The 18,649-nt window shown below is 63.2% G+C and carries 23 protein-coding genes; 2 read left to right on the plus strand and 21 right to left on the minus strand.

The window, feature by feature from the left end:
* Positions 1–3 precede the first annotated feature (3 nt).
* The 7 genes from C8D77_RS01065 to C8D77_RS01095 form a co-directional block, all read right to left on the minus strand.
* A complete protein-coding gene (locus C8D77_RS01065; protein ID WP_109658754.1) occupies positions 4–252 on the minus strand; it encodes a hypothetical protein in 249 nt (82 codons plus the stop codon).
* The gene (locus tag C8D77_RS38780) at positions 249–755 is read right to left on the minus strand and encodes a DapH/DapD/GlmU-related protein (RefSeq protein ID WP_109661133.1); all 507 of its coding nucleotides are present in this window, start codon (positions 753–755) and stop codon (positions 249–251) included. Before C8D77_RS38780 ends, C8D77_RS01065 begins: the two co-directional genes overlap by 4 nt.
* Positions 752–1,540: a hypothetical protein gene (locus C8D77_RS01075; RefSeq protein ID WP_109658755.1), complete on the minus strand. Its 789-nt coding sequence runs from the start codon at positions 1,538–1,540 to the stop codon at positions 752–754. The genes C8D77_RS38780 and C8D77_RS01075 overlap by 4 nt, the downstream gene beginning before the upstream one ends.
* A gap of 5 nt (positions 1,541–1,545) precedes the next feature.
* The gene (locus C8D77_RS01080; RefSeq protein ID WP_146211747.1) at positions 1,546–1,935 is read right to left on the minus strand and encodes a hypothetical protein; all 390 of its coding nucleotides are present in this window, start codon (positions 1,933–1,935) and stop codon (positions 1,546–1,548) included.
* Positions 1,936–2,001: 66 nt separating this feature from the next.
* A complete protein-coding gene (locus C8D77_RS01085) occupies positions 2,002–2,535 on the minus strand; it encodes a hypothetical protein (RefSeq protein ID WP_109658757.1) in 534 nt (177 codons plus the stop codon).
* Positions 2,536–2,624: 89 nt separating this feature from the next.
* Positions 2,625–4,082 (minus strand): phage major capsid protein, encoded by a 1,458-nt coding sequence (locus C8D77_RS01090; protein WP_109658758.1) that lies wholly within the window; start codon positions 4,080–4,082, stop codon positions 2,625–2,627.
* Between the two features lie 93 nt (positions 4,083–4,175).
* Positions 4,176–4,856 (minus strand): head maturation protease, ClpP-related, encoded by a 681-nt coding sequence (locus C8D77_RS01095; protein WP_109658759.1) that lies wholly within the window; start codon positions 4,854–4,856, stop codon positions 4,176–4,178.
* Here C8D77_RS01095 and C8D77_RS38010 point away from each other — a divergent pair.
* Both C8D77_RS38010 and C8D77_RS38015 read left to right on the plus strand, forming a co-directional pair.
* On the plus strand, positions 4,846–5,595 hold the full coding sequence (locus tag C8D77_RS38010) for a hypothetical protein (RefSeq protein ID WP_215732031.1): 750 nt from the start codon (positions 4,846–4,848) through the stop codon (positions 5,593–5,595). The two genes, C8D77_RS01095 and C8D77_RS38010, sit on opposite strands and share 11 nt — an antisense overlap.
* A gap of 12 nt (positions 5,596–5,607) precedes the next feature.
* Positions 5,608–5,949 (plus strand): hypothetical protein, encoded by a 342-nt coding sequence (locus tag C8D77_RS38015; protein ID WP_215732032.1) that lies wholly within the window; start codon positions 5,608–5,610, stop codon positions 5,947–5,949.
* Here the strand turns inward: C8D77_RS38015 and C8D77_RS01105 are convergent.
* The 14 genes from C8D77_RS01105 to C8D77_RS01170 all read right to left on the minus strand — a co-directional run bounded on the left by C8D77_RS01105 (position 5,912) and on the right by C8D77_RS01170 (position 18,638).
* Complete coding sequence (locus C8D77_RS01105) at positions 5,912–7,258, minus strand: phage portal protein (RefSeq protein ID WP_109658761.1); 1,347 nt, start codon at positions 7,256–7,258, stop codon at positions 5,912–5,914. The two genes, C8D77_RS38015 and C8D77_RS01105, sit on opposite strands and share 38 nt — an antisense overlap.
* A complete protein-coding gene (locus C8D77_RS01110; protein WP_215732033.1) occupies positions 7,251–9,122 on the minus strand; it encodes a terminase large subunit domain-containing protein in 1,872 nt (623 codons plus the stop codon). Before C8D77_RS01110 ends, C8D77_RS01105 begins: the two co-directional genes overlap by 8 nt.
* Positions 9,122–9,568, minus strand: a complete 447-nt coding sequence (locus tag C8D77_RS01115; protein WP_109658762.1) for a hypothetical protein — start codon at positions 9,566–9,568, stop codon at positions 9,122–9,124. The genes C8D77_RS01110 and C8D77_RS01115 overlap by 1 nt, the downstream gene beginning before the upstream one ends.
* A gap of 124 nt (positions 9,569–9,692) precedes the next feature.
* A complete protein-coding gene (locus tag C8D77_RS01120) occupies positions 9,693–10,016 on the minus strand; it encodes an HNH endonuclease signature motif containing protein (protein WP_109658763.1) in 324 nt (107 codons plus the stop codon).
* A gap of 400 nt (positions 10,017–10,416) precedes the next feature.
* Positions 10,417–11,079: a hypothetical protein gene (locus C8D77_RS01125; protein WP_109658764.1), complete on the minus strand. Its 663-nt coding sequence runs from the start codon at positions 11,077–11,079 to the stop codon at positions 10,417–10,419.
* Entirely contained in the window at positions 11,076–11,495 is a 420-nt protein-coding gene (locus C8D77_RS01130; protein ID WP_146211748.1) for a hypothetical protein, read from the minus strand. The genes C8D77_RS01125 and C8D77_RS01130 overlap by 4 nt, the downstream gene beginning before the upstream one ends.
* A complete protein-coding gene (locus tag C8D77_RS01135) occupies positions 11,492–12,043 on the minus strand; it encodes a hypothetical protein (protein ID WP_109658766.1) in 552 nt (183 codons plus the stop codon). Before C8D77_RS01135 ends, C8D77_RS01130 begins: the two co-directional genes overlap by 4 nt.
* On the minus strand, positions 12,040–12,468 hold the full coding sequence (locus C8D77_RS01140) for a hypothetical protein (protein ID WP_109658767.1): 429 nt from the start codon (positions 12,466–12,468) through the stop codon (positions 12,040–12,042). Before C8D77_RS01140 ends, C8D77_RS01135 begins: the two co-directional genes overlap by 4 nt.
* Positions 12,465–12,950: a hypothetical protein gene (locus C8D77_RS37235; protein ID WP_146211749.1), complete on the minus strand. Its 486-nt coding sequence runs from the start codon at positions 12,948–12,950 to the stop codon at positions 12,465–12,467. The genes C8D77_RS01140 and C8D77_RS37235 overlap by 4 nt, the downstream gene beginning before the upstream one ends.
* Positions 12,947–15,193 (minus strand): AAA family ATPase, encoded by a 2,247-nt coding sequence (locus tag C8D77_RS01150; RefSeq protein WP_146211750.1) that lies wholly within the window; start codon positions 15,191–15,193, stop codon positions 12,947–12,949. Before C8D77_RS01150 ends, C8D77_RS37235 begins: the two co-directional genes overlap by 4 nt.
* Positions 15,194–15,221: 28 nt before the next feature.
* Positions 15,222–15,986: a hypothetical protein gene (locus C8D77_RS01155; RefSeq protein ID WP_109658770.1), complete on the minus strand. Its 765-nt coding sequence runs from the start codon at positions 15,984–15,986 to the stop codon at positions 15,222–15,224.
* Positions 15,983–16,270: a hypothetical protein gene (locus tag C8D77_RS01160; protein WP_109658771.1), complete on the minus strand. Its 288-nt coding sequence runs from the start codon at positions 16,268–16,270 to the stop codon at positions 15,983–15,985. The genes C8D77_RS01155 and C8D77_RS01160 overlap by 4 nt, the downstream gene beginning before the upstream one ends.
* Positions 16,267–16,809, minus strand: coding sequence for a hypothetical protein (locus C8D77_RS01165; protein ID WP_109658772.1), 543 nt, complete (start codon positions 16,807–16,809; stop codon positions 16,267–16,269). Before C8D77_RS01165 ends, C8D77_RS01160 begins: the two co-directional genes overlap by 4 nt.
* Positions 16,810–16,811: 2 nt before the next feature.
* The gene (locus tag C8D77_RS01170; RefSeq protein ID WP_170136642.1) at positions 16,812–18,638 is read right to left on the minus strand and encodes a ParB/RepB/Spo0J family partition protein; all 1,827 of its coding nucleotides are present in this window, start codon (positions 18,636–18,638) and stop codon (positions 16,812–16,814) included.
* Positions 18,639–18,649: the final 11 nt, after the last annotated feature.

The raw sequence follows: 18,649 nt of genomic DNA on the forward strand, positions 1-18,649 counted from the left end.
GGCTTACATGCCCCTCAGTATCTCGTTGAAAGCGACACGTGCCGACGAGATCACAACTGCTTGCCGATTGGCCGCAACCTGTGCCGCTATTTCGCTGTCGACGACACCGCCGGCATCCCACCAAACCTGTTCTGCATAGGCCTCCGAGACGAAGCCACCGCAAGATTTCCGCGCGGCAAGATCCCAGCACGCTTGTCTAATCTCGGACTCACTGGCGTTGACGGGGTTCCAGTCCTTGACCCGTTTCTTCATTTACAGAGCCTCATCCGCCGCGACCGGTAGCCATCCGGGAAAGCACCGGTCCAGCCATTGCGCCGCCAGACCATGTTCGGCGGCACGTTCTTAGTCACCACCGCGCCGGCGGCGACAAAGGCGCCGGCCCCGATGATGACGCCCGGCAAGATGGTCGCATTGGCGCCGATCGAGGCCCCATCCTCGACGCGGATCGTGCAGCCGGCGGCGATCACCTCGTGATCGATCCCGTCCTTGGTGGCATCCGGCCACATGTCGTTGCAGAATACCGCGCCAGGCCCGACGAAAACACTGTCGCCGATATCGACACCATGCGGGATCGAGACACCGTTCTGGATGTGGCAGTCGTTGCCGATCGAGGCGCCATCGATCTGCGCGCTGGCGCCGATGATGCAATCCTTGCCGATGCGTGCACCGCGGATCACGCTGGCGAACTGCCAGATCTTGGTGCCTTCACCGATTTCGACTATGGAAGCATCGATATGCGCCAGCGGGTGGATCATGCCGGCATCCATTCCATGGGCCTGTAGAGCACCAGGTCGTTGCCGTCGGCGGCACCCCAGAAGCGTTCGGGCCGCCCCGTCCAGACCACGACCTTCTCGCGGTAGGGATAGTCGGTCTCGCGCGACCGGATCGGCGAGCCGTCATACGGTGCCTCACCCATCGGCCGCCAGGTCAGACAATCTTCCAGCGACCGGAACGGGAAGCATGGGATCGCGCTGCCCGGCGTCGCGTTGATGATCTCGATATCGAGCAGCAGAGCCAGGGCCTGCCAGCCAGGCATGAACTGACCTTCGAAGACAGGCAGATCATTGAGGCTGTTGTAGTCGTTGTGCCCATGGGTGCGGCCGTCGACGACGCGGCAATCGAACCCCGTCAGGATGAGCCGTGCGGCACCCATGAGCTGCAACAGGCAGGACAGGATGTGTCCGCTGGAGGCCTGCACATGATGGGAGAGCCCGCCGATGCGCGCCGTCAGATCATTGATGTCGATGCAGCGGATCCTGTCGCCGAGCCGGTTCTTGGAATGGCGGTTCGCGCAGATGACCGGACCCGGCCAGCCCTCGATCAGATCGCCATGCTGCTCGCACCAAGAGTTGTCGGTGAAGTAGAGGATATCCTTGGCCGTCGCGATCGGGCGGACCTTGCGGCACCCGCTGTTGATCGCGGCGAAGCGGTGGCCCTTGAGCAGCGCGAGATCGATTTCCGCGTGAGAGGGACCGCCACCGATGAGAACGACGGTCTGCCCTTCAAGCGAACGGTCCGGCGCCCAGTATTCCACGCTCATCAGGCTTACGAGGCGCGGCGGTTCGCTTCGATCTCGATCGCCTTGATGGCGTCATCCTTGCTTCGGATCGGCTCGTCGGTCAGCTGGACGGCTAGCGCGCGAAGGTCAACGAACGACAGTTCGGCGACATCGTCCGGGATAACGACCTCGGAGCGGGCCTTGAGCTTGTCGGCTTCGGCCTGCAGCCTGGCGGCCTCAGCGGCCGCAGCGGCGGCGGCTTCGTCAGCTTCGGTCGATTGCACCTCCGTAACGGATACCGGCGGAGTGATATCCTCGGCCCAGCCGCGATCGATGTATTTGCGGCCATAGGCCTCGTCGCGGCCGTGGAACTCGAGCTCCTGGCCGATCTTGAATTCCGGCCGGCCGAGCGGCTTGGCGGTGAACTTGATCTTCATCTTGCGCTCCATTGGGGGAAGTACGGCCCCGGCTCATCGCCGGGGCGCATTGCGGTGGATGTCAGATCAATCGACGATCGCCGATTCCAGGGTCTCTTTCTGGTTCTTCGGGTCGTAGAGCATGTAGAGCACGCAGCCGAGCTGCGCGTTGGTGCCGACATCGCCGACCGAGGCGCGGATGCAGTCATAGCCGCCATTGGCGTCGAGCATCTCGGCCTTGACGTCGATCAGCACGATGGCGGCCTGTTCCGCGAGATCGCTGTTGGTCCAGGTGTTGGTCGAGAAGGTGTCATGCGTCGCCGGCACGTCCGACGTCGATTTCGTGTAGGTGCCGACCGCCAGCAGGTTCGTGGCGGCCTGCTTCTTGTCGACGCGGGTGATGTTCAGCGCCTTGTTGGTGCCGAAGGCGACGTCGGTGCCCTGCAGGAGGGTAACGGTGGGATCGTCGCCGGCGGTGCCGACAGCCTTGTAGAGGATGATGAGGCAGCCGCCGTAGCCCTTCAGGCTGACGACGTCGGCGGTGTTGGCGGCAGTGTTCATCGCCACGGGCAGGAAGCCCTGGGCGAAATTGAACTGCTCCGCAGCGTGCTGGTTGAACATGTGCTTGGCTTTCTCAGAGTTGTGCGCCGTGGCGGCGCCGTGTTGCGGGGAAAACCGGCCGGATCATTCCGGCCGGCGTTCTGGCGCTATCAGCGCGCCTGCAGGGCGACGGCCCAGGAGAGGTCGTTGCCGCCGTTCTGGCGGGTGATCGTGCTCGACCATGCGGGCTGACCGTTGACGCGGAAGATGAAGCGGAACGCGGTCAACGCCTGGTCGAAATAGAGATGGATCGAGGTGTCGGACTGGATGCCGCCCGATTTGGTCAGAGCCCAATACTGGTTGAAATCGGCGAAGATGATGTCGCCGAGATCGCCGATGGCGGAACATGCCTCGATCGGAACAACGGGACGGCCCTTGAGGGTGCCATACGCCGACGCCGACAGGCCGCCCGGCGGCAGATAGGCCGGAACCGGATTGGTGCCAGGCAGCAGCGAGGTTGCCCCGCTGGCCTGGAATGCCATGCCGGCGAGCTGCGGTTCCAAATCCTGGTTGATCAGCCAGACACCATTGCGGCGCCACGGCGCGTACATGCGGGCATGCATGGCCTCGATATTGGCCATCCAGATGGTATCGGCCGGCTGCGAAGTCGCCTTCGAAACCTGGATGACCGAAGCGCCGACTGCCGAATAGCCGGGGATGATGCCAAGCGGCTGGCCGACACCGGTGCCGGCGATGATCGCTGTGTTGAGCTTCGCCGCCATCTTGCCAGGCGCCTTGGCGCGCAGCCAGGATTCCAGACCGGAGGCGTCGGACAGCAGTTCGTCGCTGATCGGCACCAATGCCATTAGCTTGGAGAGACGCAGGGCACCCATTTCGAAGGCAGGCTTGGAAGCCGACGGCGCCTGGGCTTCACCTTCCCAGTAGACCTGGACGCCACCGGAGGTCTGCCAGGGGGTGGTCTCGTCCTTCGGGATCATCATCGAGTTGCCATCGGTGACGAGCGGGGTGCAGCGGTTCAGCAGGTTTTCTTCCGCCTGCACCTTCTGCCAGATCTCGGTCGAGAACGATGGAGGCACCAGGAAGCCGCCATCGGTACCGACGCCTTCACCGCCATAGGTCGTGGCGACGTTGCGCAGCTTGGTGACGCTGTCGTTGTCGATCTGCTTGTAGTGCTGCATGACCGTCTGGGCGAAGGCGCCGAACGACTGGAAGCCGTGTTTCGCGTTGTCTAGGCGCGGCTGCGCCGGGATGACGGTGCGACCGCCATTGCCGCCGCCGGCACCACGGTTCTGTGGTTCTGCGGTGGAACGACGCCCGGCACCCTGCGGCGCCAGCGCCTTGCGGGCGTTTATCTGTTTGTCGAGCTTCTCGATTTCGACACGGTTGGTCTCGATCGTGGCGAGATCCTCGTCGGAAAGATCGACCTCGTCGGTGTCGGCTGCATCGATCAGCGCCTGGGAGGCGTTGAACATCTCGAGACGACGATCCTCGAGCGCGGCGAGCGCCGAGGCGGCATCCATCAGGATCGGGCCGAAGTAGGCGGCGCCGACAAACGCGGCGCCGAGGGCGAGCAAGCCACTGCTGGCCCGCACAATGTGCTTGGTCATTACATTCTCCTATCGTTTGGGGAACAGCGGCTGCGCCGCATTGAAACGCTTGCCCAAGGCGCAATGCGGGCACCACCGGCTTTCGCCGAGGATCTACTTGGCCAGCGCTGCCAGTGCTGCCACCGCGGCGTTGCGGCGGGGGCGCAGGGCGACGGGAAGATTCTTGAACATGGCGGGCCGCTTCACGGAGGCGGCGACCTTGAGATTGCCGACCATGCGGTCAGCGAACTTGTTGGCGACAGCATCCTTGCCGCTCATCCAGGTTTCATCCTTCATCCACTTCTTCACCGTCGCGGCGTCATTGCCGGTGCGGGAGACGTAGACGTCGACGACTGAGCCGTTGGCGGCGTCGAGCAGGCTGGCATAGGACCGCATGTCCTCGGCGCGGCCGTAGCAGCCGCCGGTGCAGTCATGGATCATGATGAAGGCGCCCTCGGCGATCTCGATTTCGTCGCCGGCCATCGCGATGAACGACGCCGCAGAAGCCGCCAGCCCATCGACATGCACGATGATCTTGGCGGCATGGCCGTTCAGCAGCGTGTACATCGCCTTGCCATCGAAGACGTCGCCACCTTCGGAGTTGATCCGGACGTCGATCGTGGTGACGGCGCCAAGCGCCTTCAGATCGTCGGCGAAGATCTTGGCCGAGATGCCGTCGCCCCAGAAGTCCTGGCCGATCGGGCCGTAGAGGAAGATTTCGCCGCGGCCGCCGCCCCTGTTGATCATGCGGTAGCCCTCCGGCGTCTTCACGCCGGCGCGATTCTTGACAGGCATGGTGGCTCCCTCAGTCGATGGTGAGAAGGCGGTGCTCGACGCCGGCGGCGTCGACGACGGAGATAAAGCGGAGATTTCCGATATCCTTGGCGGTGAGGCCCGCCGGTTCGGATCCGTCGAACGCGATTGCCGGACCAGCCGGGCCTGGCTCGCCGGCCTCACCGCGGTCGCCTTTCAGACCGCGAGCGCCGGCGAGGCCTTGAGGTCCTGGTGGGCCGATATCGCCGCGCTCACCAGCTTGGCCGGCCTCGCCAGGCATACCCTGCGGACCTTGCCGACCTTCGGGTCCAACAACGGTGCCGACGATTTCCTTGCTGCCATCCGTGTAGGTGAGAACGAGGCGGCTTTCGTCGTCGATCAGGCTCGATACGATGGAACGGCCAGCGATGCCGTCGCGACCGTCACGGCCAGCGTCACCGCGTTCACCGGTGGCGCCGCGCGGACCTTCTGGACCGATCTCACCGGCGGGGCCGATGGCGCCGGGCTCGCCGCGGGCACCCTCGACACCCTGGGGGCCGGCGTCACCACGCTCGCCACGCGGGCCTATCTCGCCGGGCTCACCACGCGGGCCAATGGCGCCATCAATACCGGGGGCGCCCTGTTCGCCGCGAGGACCGGGTTCGCCGCGCTCGCCGACAGGGCCAATCTGGCCATGCTCGCCGGAGGGACCGGGCAGCCCATCGTTGCCAGCGGCGCCTTGTGGACCTGCCGGGCCGATATCGCCCTTTGGTCCGGGTAGACCCTGGTCGCCTTGGCGGCCGTCGATTCCTTGCGGTCCAGCTTCGCCGCGCGGTCCGGGCTCGCCCTGGGCCCCGATTGGACCCACGGCACCCTGTGGACCAGCATCACCACGATCGCCGGGGAGACCACGCTCACCCTGCGGACCGACGGCGCCGGCGATACCGGGCAGGCCGTCGCGACCGTCGCGCGGAAGCCGCTGTTCGAGCGCGACGAGGCGGCCGGCGAGACCCTTCATTCCCGTCCAGATATCGGCGAACGGGTTCGTTTGCGGCTTCTCCGGCGGCGGGGTGATCGCCCGGTTCTGGATCGGCGCCTTAGACATGAGCGGGCTCCGATGCCAGGATCCGGTTGAAATCGGCCATGGCATCCGCAGCGGCCTGGTCGGGGACCGGCTGATCGAGCGGCGGTCCGCCGTTGTGACCGATCGGCGGAGGAGGGGTCTCACCGATCTTGTCGAGTGTCGTGAACTGCGACTGCATCACATGGATATCGCCGTCGGGACCAAGCGTGTTCTCGTCCTCGAGCTCCAGGATCTTGTTCGGCGAGTAGGCCCCGACGTACTGCATGCCCTTGTAGAATTCCATGCGGGACTTCATGTCGCCGCGCAGCAGGGCATTGACGTTCATCTTGGTGTAGAGCCCCTGGCGGTTCTGGCCGAACAGCTTGAAATCGGCCTCATCCTCGAAGCGCTTCGCCCATGGCGTGATGCTGTCGACGACGACCTCGATCGCCTGATGCTCGATGTTCGAGAATGTTGCCCGCAGCAGATGCATGATCTTGTGCGGCGGCACCCCGAACCAGCGGCAGATCTCCTCGACGAGGAATTGGTGCGTCTCCAGCAGCTGCGTCTGTTCCGCGTTCAGCCCGATCGTCGAGATATCGGCGTCGTTGTCGAGAAACGCCGTCTTGTTCGCCCGGTACGGCCCCTTGTAGAGCTGCTCGAACTCGGCGCGCTGCTTCTCCAGCCCCTTCGGGGAGAGTCCCTTCTTGTTCTTGACAACCGTCGTCGGGGTCGCCCCGTTGCCAAAGAATGAGGCACCAAACATCTGCGCGGCCTTCGCCCAGCCAAGCGATTGTGCCGCGTAGTCGATGACATTGACGCCAACAACGCCTTCGCCGAAGCCGCGGAGGTGGAACATATCGGCGGCTTCGATCTCGATGCCGTCGCCGCCACCAGGCCCGTTGCTGACCTCGTAGAAGAGGATGCCGGTGTCGGGGTCACGGCAGACCTTGACGCGATCAGGATGGATCGGCCACAGCGCGAACGGGCGGCCGAGCTGGTCGCGCTCGATCTCGGCGTATCCGTTGCCCCAGCGCAGCGCCCAGTGAAGCATCGTCTCCCGGAACTGGAACGACGACCATTCCGGGTTCGGCCGCTTGTAGAGCAGCCAGTCGACCGGGTTCTTGGCCTGGATCTCGGCACCGTTACCGCCATCCTTCAGTGCATGCCAGGGCAGCACGGCAACAGTCTGGGTGAGGAACCTGAAGCAGGCCCAGACCGCTGGGATCGTCAGCGCGGAATCCGGAGTGATGAGAACGCCGGCCAGCGTCCGCGGTGTCGAGGGGACGCGCCGCTGGTTCGGCCAGCGCGGTTCCGTCGAAACGCGCTGCGCGAGGATCGAGATCCCTTGCGCCATGGCGTTGCGGAAACCTTCAAGCATACTGGTCAAAATCCTGATCTGCGTCGGCGAGCCGCTGTTCGTAGCGCTCCCGCATCTCTTGCCAGCGCGGATGCCGGTGATCGGCGAGGATCGCCGCCTCTTCGGCACGCGTTGGCTCAGTTTCGGCGTCTGTTTCGTCGTCTCGATCTGCCAGCTGATCGTAGACGGACCGTGATGACTGCGGATTGAGCCCCATCAGCACCTTCGCGTGTAGTACCGCCATCAGCGGATCGATCTTGGCGGATCCTGAGACCTGTTTGTCGATCGAGACGGCGTTGCCGTGCTGAACGGTCTTCGCGTTGCCGACAGCGAAATTCATCAGGGCGCCGCCATTGTGGACGATGACACCGCCGGCGAGATCCCGCTCGGTATCCTTGATGGCACCATTCAGCTTCCAACCCTGCGGGATGCCGATGATCCGATCCTTATCGATCGGACTGTTCTCACCGGTTTTCGGATGCTGCCCAGTCAGAGCCTTCGTGATCGCGGCAACGCCGAAGGAGTCGACGCCGATCGCGTTTTCCGATGCCAGCAACCCGGAGGCCTCGACCTCGATGACGTGGTCGGCGAGTTCGTAGACATCCTCGCCAGGCAGCTTGACGAAGGTGAGTTCTTTCAGATCGGCGAGCTCGTCGAGCTTGGACGCGATTTCGGTGCGGCGCTGTTTCACGATCTCGTGCGCCCAGGCATGCGTCCAAAGCAACAGCTTGCCGGTCCCGATCTCGCGGCCGAGGACGGCGAGGCCAAGCAAGTCGTCGAGGCCGCCACCGTCAATCCCGATCGTGATGACTTCGGATCGCCGGATCAGCTCCTGCAGCGTGAGCGTCTTGTCGACGTTTGATGCGCCGGTTTTAGGGTTGCCGAGCCAGAATTCGGCACCGGCCCAGCTGCCGGACTTCAGCCCAAGACCGGCCTCGATGTTGAAATGCTTCGAAACGAAGAGGCTGAGCGAGGCGGTCCCCTCGAGCTCCTTCTTCTTCAGTTCGGTGGTCAACCACTGAAGATCGACGGAGTAACCGAGACTCGGGTTCGGGATGTGCCAGGTCTTAGGATCGCGCCAGGCCTGCGCCTTGGCCATGGCGTCCGGATATTCATAGATCAGAGGCAGCGAGGTCGGATCGTCGATCTTCCCGTCGCGAATGCCGCGGTGGTAGAGCAATTTCTGACTGAAGACCCCGGTCGGAGGGTCATCGCTTTGCGTCGTCGCGTAGATCGTGAAGCCTTCCGGCCTTGATGCCTGCGAACCGGTGACTTCCGACAGCACGTTTGCCGATGAGGCCTTCTTGCCGAAGAGCCAGAGCTCGTCGACGAAGGAGCTGATCGCCTTCTGCCCGCCAACGACATCGGCGTCGGCTGATTTCACCGCCAGGACGGAGCCGTCGAGCCGGTTGGTGATTTCCCGGGTGGAATCGCTAGGCTTGAAGCGCTTGAAGAGCGCGTTGTCCTCGGTGATCATGCCGTGAGCCGGCAGGAAACTGTTGTCGGCGACGTCCTTCGTCGGCGCCAGGATGAGATATTCCCCCATCGCGCGGAGGTTCATGATCAGCGCGGTGACCATGATGCCGGCCGCGATCGTCGATTTCGCGTTCTTCTTGCTGATCAGCACCAGGAATTCCCGGATCAGCTGGCGGCCAGCTACACTGTCGTGGGCACCGAAGACCACCCAGACGAGATCGAATATCCACTGCGGACAGACCTCGCCCAAGGTCGGCTTGCCAATGATGTCCTTCACCTTCAACCGCTTGAAGATGCGCAGCGCCTTCTCGGCGCGCGCCACATCGATAGGCAGGCCATCCGGGATGAGGCTCCGGCCGGCGATGATGCGGGTCTCCCAGTCGAGACACGCCGTCGACCATTGCAGCATCAGTTCGGTTTCGTGCCCGGGATCGGTGCGAGATCCTCACCCCATTCCGAATTGGTGCCGGCGCTGAACGCTTCGTCCCGCTGGACTTCCTTCTTGCCCCGCTTGGTGGCGCGCGATGGAGCGACCGGCGCCTCAGTGGCACCAGGCTGCTTCGATTTCTCTTCGAACTCAACCGCGGCGCCGGCGAGCCGGGTCATCTCCTCGAGGCGCTTCTGTGCCGTCACGTTCCCGCTGCGCGCGCTCTTGTAGAGCAGCCCGATCACCTCGCGCCGGCGGTGGGAGAAACCATTGTCGAGTTCATCTGCGCAATGCTTGCGGAGGGTGTCCGCATCGATGCCGAGCGACCGCGCGATCGTGGCTTCACTCTCGCCGCAGGACCGCATCTCCTCGACCGTGCGCCTGATGGCCGTGGTCGGCTTCCATGCTGGCCTTCCTCGTTTTGCCATGCTTTTTCGGTCACTTTCGGCAAATCAGCCGGATTTTGAGGGCGGCAGAAAAAATTTCATGAACATGAGCCCCGAGCGGTTGGACCCCCGGATCGACCCAGAGATCGAGACCCCCCCCCCCCGGTCATCTCATCCTTGCGTCGCGTGCCCTGATGCCCTTGAGGGTGTTGTGGGCGACGCAGAGGCACTGACCATTGGCTGGATCGAGGGGGGCTCCACCATCCTTGCGTTCGATGATGTGGTCCGCGATGAGCCTGTCATGAGGTGCCGACTTGATGCAGCGACGACCATCCTCGATCCACTGGCATCTATAGCCGGCGCGTTGCAGGACCCCGGTCCGCCACGCCCTATGCTCAGGGGTGAGCAGTTCCGCATCGGCCTTCTTCTCGATAGGACGAGCGGTGCGCATGTCGAGCTGCCGGACCTGCGGACCGATCTGCTTCGCCATTACACGCTGACCTTTGATGACGGCTGTACCCCGCAGACGATGAGCTCGCGCAAGCGAGCGCTCTTCTCTTCTACGGTTCTTCAGATAGCACTGACCTTGAGAACGTAGAGCTCTACGATGGCGTCATCGCGCTAGCGCGCTCGCCGTAAGGTCTCGGCTTCTCAGAACTTGGCGTCTACGCGATGAGGGGGAAGACGCGAAGAGAACTCGATTCCGAGGTCGGAAGTCCAATCACGTTTTTCGAAATGTGGGCGCCGTACCCAAACGGGCTGTTTCCGTACCCGGAGATGTCCCCATTTCGACGGACACATAAGGGTTCGCGGGTCGTCAGGGACATCGCCATGTACCTGGGCGTGTACCCCTGCTGGAAGCGATTTAGCTTGACGGCATCCGGTGCGAATCAAGCAACCGATGCTGCCTTGGCCTTTCGGCGTCGCAACTTGTTCGCCTTTTCGAGGCGCCTCACCAGAGCGGCGATCTCTTCCCGGGTGGGGTAGCGAGGGCGTGCGCCTGGCTCGATAAAGCTCGATGGTGTCGACGGCGCCGGGCTGGAACCAGGGGCGAGGTATGTCGGGGTTCCATCTTTTTCGATAGTGGCAGACGTCTCGGAAGATACCGTTTGTGATGCGGGTTCTGGCTCGATTTCGGCAACGTCGTCAATGTGTTGGTCGAGCCACGCGATTTTCTGCTGGTTGTTGCGATCCGCAATGTCTTGGCAGATACGGGTTATCGTCCAGCGGAGCGTTCGGGAATTGACGCCTTCCCGTGAGGCGAAATCGTTGAGGAACCTTCCCTTGCGGGTCTTCGTCCATGCCCACGCGTAGAGGAGACGCCGATCCTTCTCGGATTGCAACGCGTTTATCCATGCCCAAGTGGCGAGCATTCTGGTGAGGGCACCGGGGGAAGGACGGATTCTGATCTTCATGGCGCGCGGGTAGTGCGGGATGTATTCCGGCCAGCCGCCACCTCCGGCGCCGCCTACGCGGGTGTCCGGTGTGAGCATCAGCGTCTCCGCGGCGTCGAGGACGCGGTATTCGACGGCTTTGGCGGTCCAGGCTGTCATTCGGGGTCGGACACCTTAGGGAGCGGCATCCAGCGGTCCACGCTCGCCTCGGGTACGGTCTGGAAGAACTGGAAACTGGCGCCCTGACTGTCGGCGGCGCCGTCCTCCATAAAGCATACGTTCCAGCCCTCGCCATCTTCCCACCATGCGATGACGACACCGATCTCGCGCCACGGCGCGTAGCCGTGGAGATCGTTGCTTTTCATCGTGTAGTCGATCAGGATTGGGGTGCCGTCGCGGGGTGCTGTCTCGATCGGTTGCCATTCCTCCGGGCTCTCCGATGGCACAACTGAGTAGCCTTCGCTGTGTAGGTGGGTGAGTAACTGCCTAGCGTGCGCACCACTGGATGCGTCGACCGTCTCCGGATCGACTACGTTGTTCAGCCAGTGAGCTATCAGTTCAAAAGGTTCTTTCATGCAGGCCGCTCCGTCTTCGGCGCGCGGCCTTCGCGCCAAGGATCATGAGAATCAATGGCACGGCTACGATGCCGCCAAAGGCCGGTATCGCGGCTCATGTCGCGTTGCTCTTCGTAGGGCGACCCGACGGAGGTGAGGTCCATCCAGCGAGCGCCTTCGATGTCGAAATCGACAGCTACCTCGGGCCCATACGCGCCGTCCTCTATCATGTAGGCGGTCGCGCCCAGCGATTCCGCGATATAGAACTTGCGGTAGCATTCGAGTGCCAATCGATCGCCAGTCCTTACGAACTCCTCCAAGAGATCATCGCGACCTTTCCCTTTCCCGTGGTGCGCAGCATTCTGGAGGTTAATTCGTGCTTGGTCGCGCAAGTGGGCAACGACCTTAGATCGTTCTTCCGCCAGCGCAGCGATTGCGCAGTCATAAATGCGCCTCGCCGACGCTTCGGTGCGGATGGCGCGATGCGCCTCCGTAACACCGATCCCGAACGCCTTGTCCATTGCCGCAACCGCGCTTGCCCGCACTTCATTTTCGCTCTTCTCGTTCACGCCGCCCTCCTGTCGTCTCGAACTATACCATCGCTCAACCGTACCGCCAGCAGCACGCGCATGACGTGCGCCAGCGGCAGCCCGACTGCGAGCCCCTTGGCTTGATGCCGGACCTCACCGAGGCTGATCCTATCGAATTGCTCGAACAGCGCGCCACCGCGAGCCTCGATCGAGGGGTTCGCCACCAGCGCGGAAACCGCCTGGATGGTCTCCGAATAGAGTTCTGCCGCGTTGCCATATGTCTCGACGATGAGGCGCAGCGTGAGGGCGAGATGGGCTTCACCATGTCGCTGCCCGATCTTCTTCAGCGTTTTCTTGGCGAAGCATTCGCGCGGCCGACGGTGCAGCGGCCGGTGATCGGCGGGGTGCAGCAAGCGGATGCCGCACTGCTCCGCAACCTTGAAGATATCGCAGCGGTGCCTCATCGCCGCCGCACCTCCACCGGGACGACGCGGCCGTCGACAACGACACCACCGAGCGCCTCGATCTGCAGGGCGGCTTCAGCGGCGGCGCGGATTTCGTGGAAGCGCCCGGCGCCAAGGATGTCCTCATCGGTGACTAGCACCGGCCGGCTGAAGTGCAGCGCCATCTCGGCCGCCTTGATGGCGGCTGTTGCAGAGGCGAAGCGCTCCGGTTTTCCTTCAGCATCATCGAGGAGGACGTCAGGGGCGCCATCACGCCGATATGCGGCGCAGTAGTAGGTGCCGAAGCCGATCGCTTCGATGCGCAAAGCGGGTACGGGCGTGGGTACATTTTCAGGCGATTTGGGTACATTGTGGGTACGGCGAGCCGATGAGGGCTCGCCGAGCATTTCCTGCACTTCCACCGCAATCCCTTGCGCTACAAGGCGTTGCGTCGAATTCGTCGAAAACTGGTTGGGTACATCGGCGGGTACGCGCTCGCTCACAGCTGGATATCTCCATCGGCGAGTTCCTGCATCGCCGCCAAGGTCTGGGCGTCCTCCTGGCGTGGTGGTTCCATCTCGGTGCTGTTCTTCGCTTTGTAGCCCGGGATCGGTCTCCCGGTGAGCCAGATGAACCGATCGGCGCGCCCGATGAACTTGCGGCCGTAGAAGGCTTCGCCGGCACGCTTCAGCGCCGACTTGATGCGCTCCCGCTGCTTCTTCTCGTCTTCGTCATCAACGAAGGACAGCTTCTCGAATTCGGAGCGCCAGTGCTTGTATTGCACCACGGACTTGATGCTGCGCGGCAGCTTGAGCAGATCGGGGGTGTCCTCGCCAAACCGCTCGAGCGCAAACATCAAAGCCTGCATCGCGATGTTCTGCTGGTCACTCAGTCGCTTGTCGTCGTTGGTCTCCGGGGTCTGCCCACCTGGTGGGGCGCATACCACCGATGTGATCAGCTTGCCGTTTGGTCGGGTGCCGAGGACGACCTGCTTGAGGATGAAATCCCAGCCGTGACCACGTTCCCCATCCTTGTTCTTCTGGATGGTGGCGCGATGGATCTGGCGGGTCAGCTGGGTTCCGTCTGCCCTGAAGGCGATATCGAGGCGTGGTGTGATCTCAAGCTCGATCGCGTTGTCGACGTTGGCGAACAGGCTGGAATGACCACGCGGGTTGTTGCCGTTCCTCGGCTTGTGATGGACCATCATCACGGTGCATCGGCATTCATCCCGGATCCGCTCCAGATTGGTGAGCACCACGGACATGTCGGTGGAGGCGTTTTCGTTGGCGCCCGGCGTCGCCGTCGCCAGCGTATCGATGACGACGAGCTCGAGTGGGACCGCAAAGGTCTCCGACCACGCCTTGATCTCGGCGATCAGCGCGTCGGTGCCCCGGCTGGTCTCGACATCCTGCTCCCCGGGCTTCGCGAAGAGATCGACACGGGCGGGCAACAAGACGAAGTCGACGCGCTCCCCGGGCTCCATGTAGGTCTGTCGGTAGGCGCGGAGGCGCTGCTTCACGCCGATGCCTCCTTCGCCGGCCTGGTAGACGACGCCGCCGCGTCTCACCTCTTTGCCGTTGAATGTGGCGCCGCGATTCACCGACATCGCCATATCGATGGCCTCGAATGACTTCCCCGAACCGGATTCACCGTAGATCACGGCGACCTCATGTCGGGTCAGGATGTCCTCGATGAGATACTCGTGTTCCTGTCCGGCTTCGTCGAGGCGATCCCAGGTGACGGCGCCGAACCGGGACTTCGGTGGCTCCTTCGTCCATGGTCGGGCGTACCTATCTTCGATGTCGAACAGATCGGCGGGATCACCACCGGCCTGAACCCAATCCCAGATATCCCCCTTGGCGGGCACCTCGGGCCAGAACAGCCTGATATCCAGCAGCAGCACCGATGCCGCGATCCCGGTCATCTGCGAGCCGACGAGCTGCATATGCATCCGGCCGGCGTCGTCGTTGTCCGGGATCAGGATGAGATGGGCGCCGCGTAGGAGCTCGGAATAATATGGCGTCCACTTCTTGGCCCCGCCGGCGTTGCAGGTCGCCGGGATGCCGGCGGCCCATAGCGCATCTGCCTTCTTTTCCCCTTCGACGAGACGGACCGCCTGTCCCATGGCGATGGCTTCCGCGACCTCCGGCCAGCGGTACAGCGGCAGCTGCTCGATGCCATCGAAGGAACGACGCTCCTTCATCCCCCATTTGTCGAAGGTCTTCGAATCGTACCGGGTCCAGTTCTGGCCTGGCCCCTTGCGCATGTATTCGCCGTCGAGGAGGCCGTTGATCCAGACGTCCTTTTCCTCGGTGAAGCGGCGGCGCTGCGCGAAGGTCTTATCGATCTTGCCGTGCTTGTTCAGCCGCCAGGTCCCGTCGGGCTGCTTGAACTGCATCCTGGCGACCTGGAAGACGAGGCCGCCCTCGGCGTCGACATAATCGTAGGTGGCGACGATCTCCTTCTTGCCGGGGCCCGCGTTCTGGTTTGAACCCGGGGCGGCTCCGCGACCGTCAGGGATGTCGAACCCGTTGTCCTTCAGCCAGTCCACGGCGCCGTCGTCGCCGCAGCCCGTCAGCTTGGCGACAAGCCAGAGGACACCGCCACCCTCGCTGTTCTCGTGATCGAAGGCGGTGTTCTTCTCGATGTCGACGGAGAGCGAGCCGTTGGTGCCGTAGCGGTGGTCGTTGCCCTTACTGTGGTGCGGGTTCGGCGCCCCCAGCAACATGCTGGCGACCTCCGGCATCAACGCTCCGAAATCAAATCCTGACATGCTAAGCGGCGACCTCCACCGGCTTCCATTTGTCGAAGTCGGCCTCGATCTGGATCCAGTTCACCGGGTGCTGCGCCTTCAGGTCTGGGGTATATCGCCCCGTGACGAACTGGCCGCGTTCGGTCCCACGCTCCAGCCAATCACGGGTCCAGCGGCTGGGATCAATCTTGACGTGCTTAAAGTCGGCCTTCGTGACGTAACCGCGGCGCTCCAAGATGATGAGCAGTTTAATGGCCTGGATCTTCCAGTTTGTGAGCGCCACCGGTGCGGAATGACCGGCGCCGACGTCGGGGATGTATTCGGGGAGGACGCATCGCGCCGCGGGGCAGCGGTCATACCAGTCGTGCTCGCGGCCGCTCCAGTACATGCGGGAATCGAGTGAGGGCAGATCAGGCCTGAATGCAGGCGGCCGCCAGCCGTAGCGCTTCTCGGTATCGTCGTCGGGGTGCATCGCTGTGATGACGGTGATGCCAAGCATGGCGCAGATCGCTGACATGTGGTTTTGGACGTGCCCCGCGGGCACCAGTGCGGCGCGGAAGTCGGGGCCCGGCGTCAGCGGGGCGTAACCCCATTCCTTCGATGCCTGGACGACGACTTCCGGGTTAAGCCTGAGTTTCGCTTCGACGCCGATCTGTAGGCCGTCGGCGCGCACCAGCAAGATGTCGAAGCCGGCTGTCTCGTTGAAGGCGGTCCAGCCCGCCGGCAACGCGGCGACGAACGCGGAGCAGAGATCCGCTTCTGTCTTGAAGAAAACTCCCTTGCTCATCGGCGCTCCACCTGCACCGTCTTGCCGCCGCCACGCAGAAGCTTGCCGAACTTCTCCTCGGCCTGGCTGAGCGCCGCCGAGGCCTTATCCCCGCTGCCGACTATCTGGCTCTGAAGATGTGCGCGGAGGGCATGCCAGGCCGCCAACTCGGCTTCACCGGCGGTGGCGAACAGGATGGGGATACCGTTCTCGTTGACGGTCTCGTAGTCGGACCTGTGGACCTTGCGGAGGAGACCATGGTGGCCGCCGGCGACTGGCCGCGACTTGGCGTTGACCTCGTTCATGCCACCGCCGTCGAGACGATGTGGAATGGCGCGCGCACGCCGGCACTGAGGCGTTCAGCCGCTTCTAGAGCCAGCGTGAGCCGATCGTTAGGCTTTGCCGCAGGAGTGGCAAAAAGTGCGCCGAGGGCGATCTCAGCACCGCACCCACAAGCGTCGAACCCGTCGAGCGCCTCGCCAACCTGGTAGTCGCTGTCGATTAGAAACAGCCGCCCTTGATAGCCGACGAGGAAAGTTCCGCCCTTCTCTGCCTCATGGTGCTTTTCAGCATAACCGCCTGTCTTCAGGCAGTCGCGGACGGCGTTGATGAAGTCCGTGACCATGAACTTGTAGACATCGGTGTCGGGGTGCCTTTTGGGTGGCGTAAACGACTGAGCAAGCAACTGCCCCATCCGGAACGACGAAGTGAAGCCCATGATGAAATCGCCGTTGCTGAAGACCTTGCGATCTGCCCGGACTGTCAGCGAGTAGCCGGCGACACCAGCGCTATCACCGCCGATATAGACCTTGCCTGCGTCGATCACTCCTACGATGCATGTCATGGTCAGGCGGCCTCTTCTTCGTCGATCTCGTCGAAGTCGGGATCGTGCTCCGTTGGCGGAGCCTCACTCAGCACCGGGATCGCGCCGGGCCCGGTATAGGTCGGCGCCCTCAACTCTGGAGGAAGCCAGCCGGTCTGCGGGACGTTGGCGAGGGCGAAGGCGGTGAGTTCCGCCTTCTTCATCTTCTCCGCCTTGCGAGCTTCATCGTCGTTGAGGGCTTCGCGGATCGCGGTGATGACGAACGGCTTCGAGGCACCACCGAAATAGTCGGCAGCATCGAACGCCTCCAGGAGCGCGCCGGTCAACTTCACGGGGTTAATGGCGGAGGCGAGCGGTGCCCCATCAGAGTTGAACGGAGGCCTGCCGATAGATGTCCGCTCCAAGTGCACGGCTTCAGCTGCGCAGCCGGCGGCCACCGTGAACAACTCCTGATCGGTCATGTCGGACAGGCGGGCGAAGACGCCAGCGAATGTCTCCTTGTCCTCGCCATGCTTCTTCGCGAAGCCTTCATGGTAGATGCGGACCGGGCTGTCCGCATGCAAACGCCTGTGCGTGATGAAACCTGCCAGCAAGGCAACCAGACCGACGCGAGGCTCCTGCTGCAAGGCCTGACGAACCGCAAGGGTGGCCTGTCCGCTCAACCGCTGGTGCAGCGCATTGGAGATCGTCGGCGGCCCCTTCTCCTTCGGTGCGCCAGATGATGATGCCGATGACGCCTTCTTCTCCGCCGCAGGCTTCACGACGCCGCGCACAATCTCGACATCACCGTGATAGCCGATCTCGACAACGGCACCGGCCTTGGCGAATTGTTCGGACGTCCACTGCCGGCTTGCGATGTCGATCAAGAGCGCGCCGAGCTCACCTTTGGCGCCCTCCGTTCCTTTGGCCTCGGCCTTCTCCAGTTTCTTGATCCGCTTCTTTTCATCGGCTGTCGCCTTGCCGTCGCCGGGTTTCTCGCGCTTCCAGCTATGCTTCCAGTAATAGCCGAGGTCCTTGTCGGTGCTCACCCAGGACCAGCCTTCCGCCTTTAGCCCATCCAGTTTCGCCTGAATGGATTCCTGGGCGACTCGATGCATCAGCGCCTTATCGGCCACGATGTGATCGTCGCCGAAGAGATCGGTGGTGACGGCGCCACCAGCAGCCTTGTAGGCGTCGAGCCCCGCCATCTTGACCCATTTCTTGACGTCGCCATCGGCGCCACCGAAGGCCAGCATGACGGCGTGGCCGTGAAGATTGCGGTCCTTCGTCAGTTTAGTGAAGACGCGTTCCTGTTCCTCGATCGAGGGTGCCAAGGTAAAGGCTCGCACGGTCTCGATGGCACGACCGCGCTCATCGAGGGTGCCCTCGCGCCAAGCATCAAGGATCAGCGGCGACAGCCTGCCCAGAGCCAGCATGCGGCGCACCCGCTTCGGCTCAATGCCGAACCGTGCCGCGATCTGGCTCTCATCGAGACCGCGATCGGCGAGATCGCGGAAGGTCTCGTAGGTGTCGGCCTCATGCTGTGGGAGACGGATCAGGTTTTCGGCCTGGCTGATCTCTCGGGCGGTATTGTCGTCGACGTCGCCGATCAGCACGGGGACCTCAAAGCCGGGCGTCACCGGTTCATCGGCGGCGGTATCACCATCGGTGGCGAGCTCGCAGAGGACGCGGTGGCGACGGCTGCCCGCTATGATCTTGTATCTCTTGGCTGCGGCATCCCATCGAACCCGGAGCGGCTGGACGATGCCGTGCGCGCGGATTGAGGCTTTCAGCTCATCAATACCTTCATCGCTGCGGGTGCGGCGGGCATTGATGGCGTCATCGGGCTCGATGTCGGCGAGCGCGACCATTCTGATCGAGG

Origin of the sequence: Mesorhizobium loti (genome assembly GCF_003148495.1) — a bacterium.
GTDB lineage: Bacteria > Pseudomonadota > Alphaproteobacteria > Rhizobiales > Rhizobiaceae > Mesorhizobium > Mesorhizobium loti.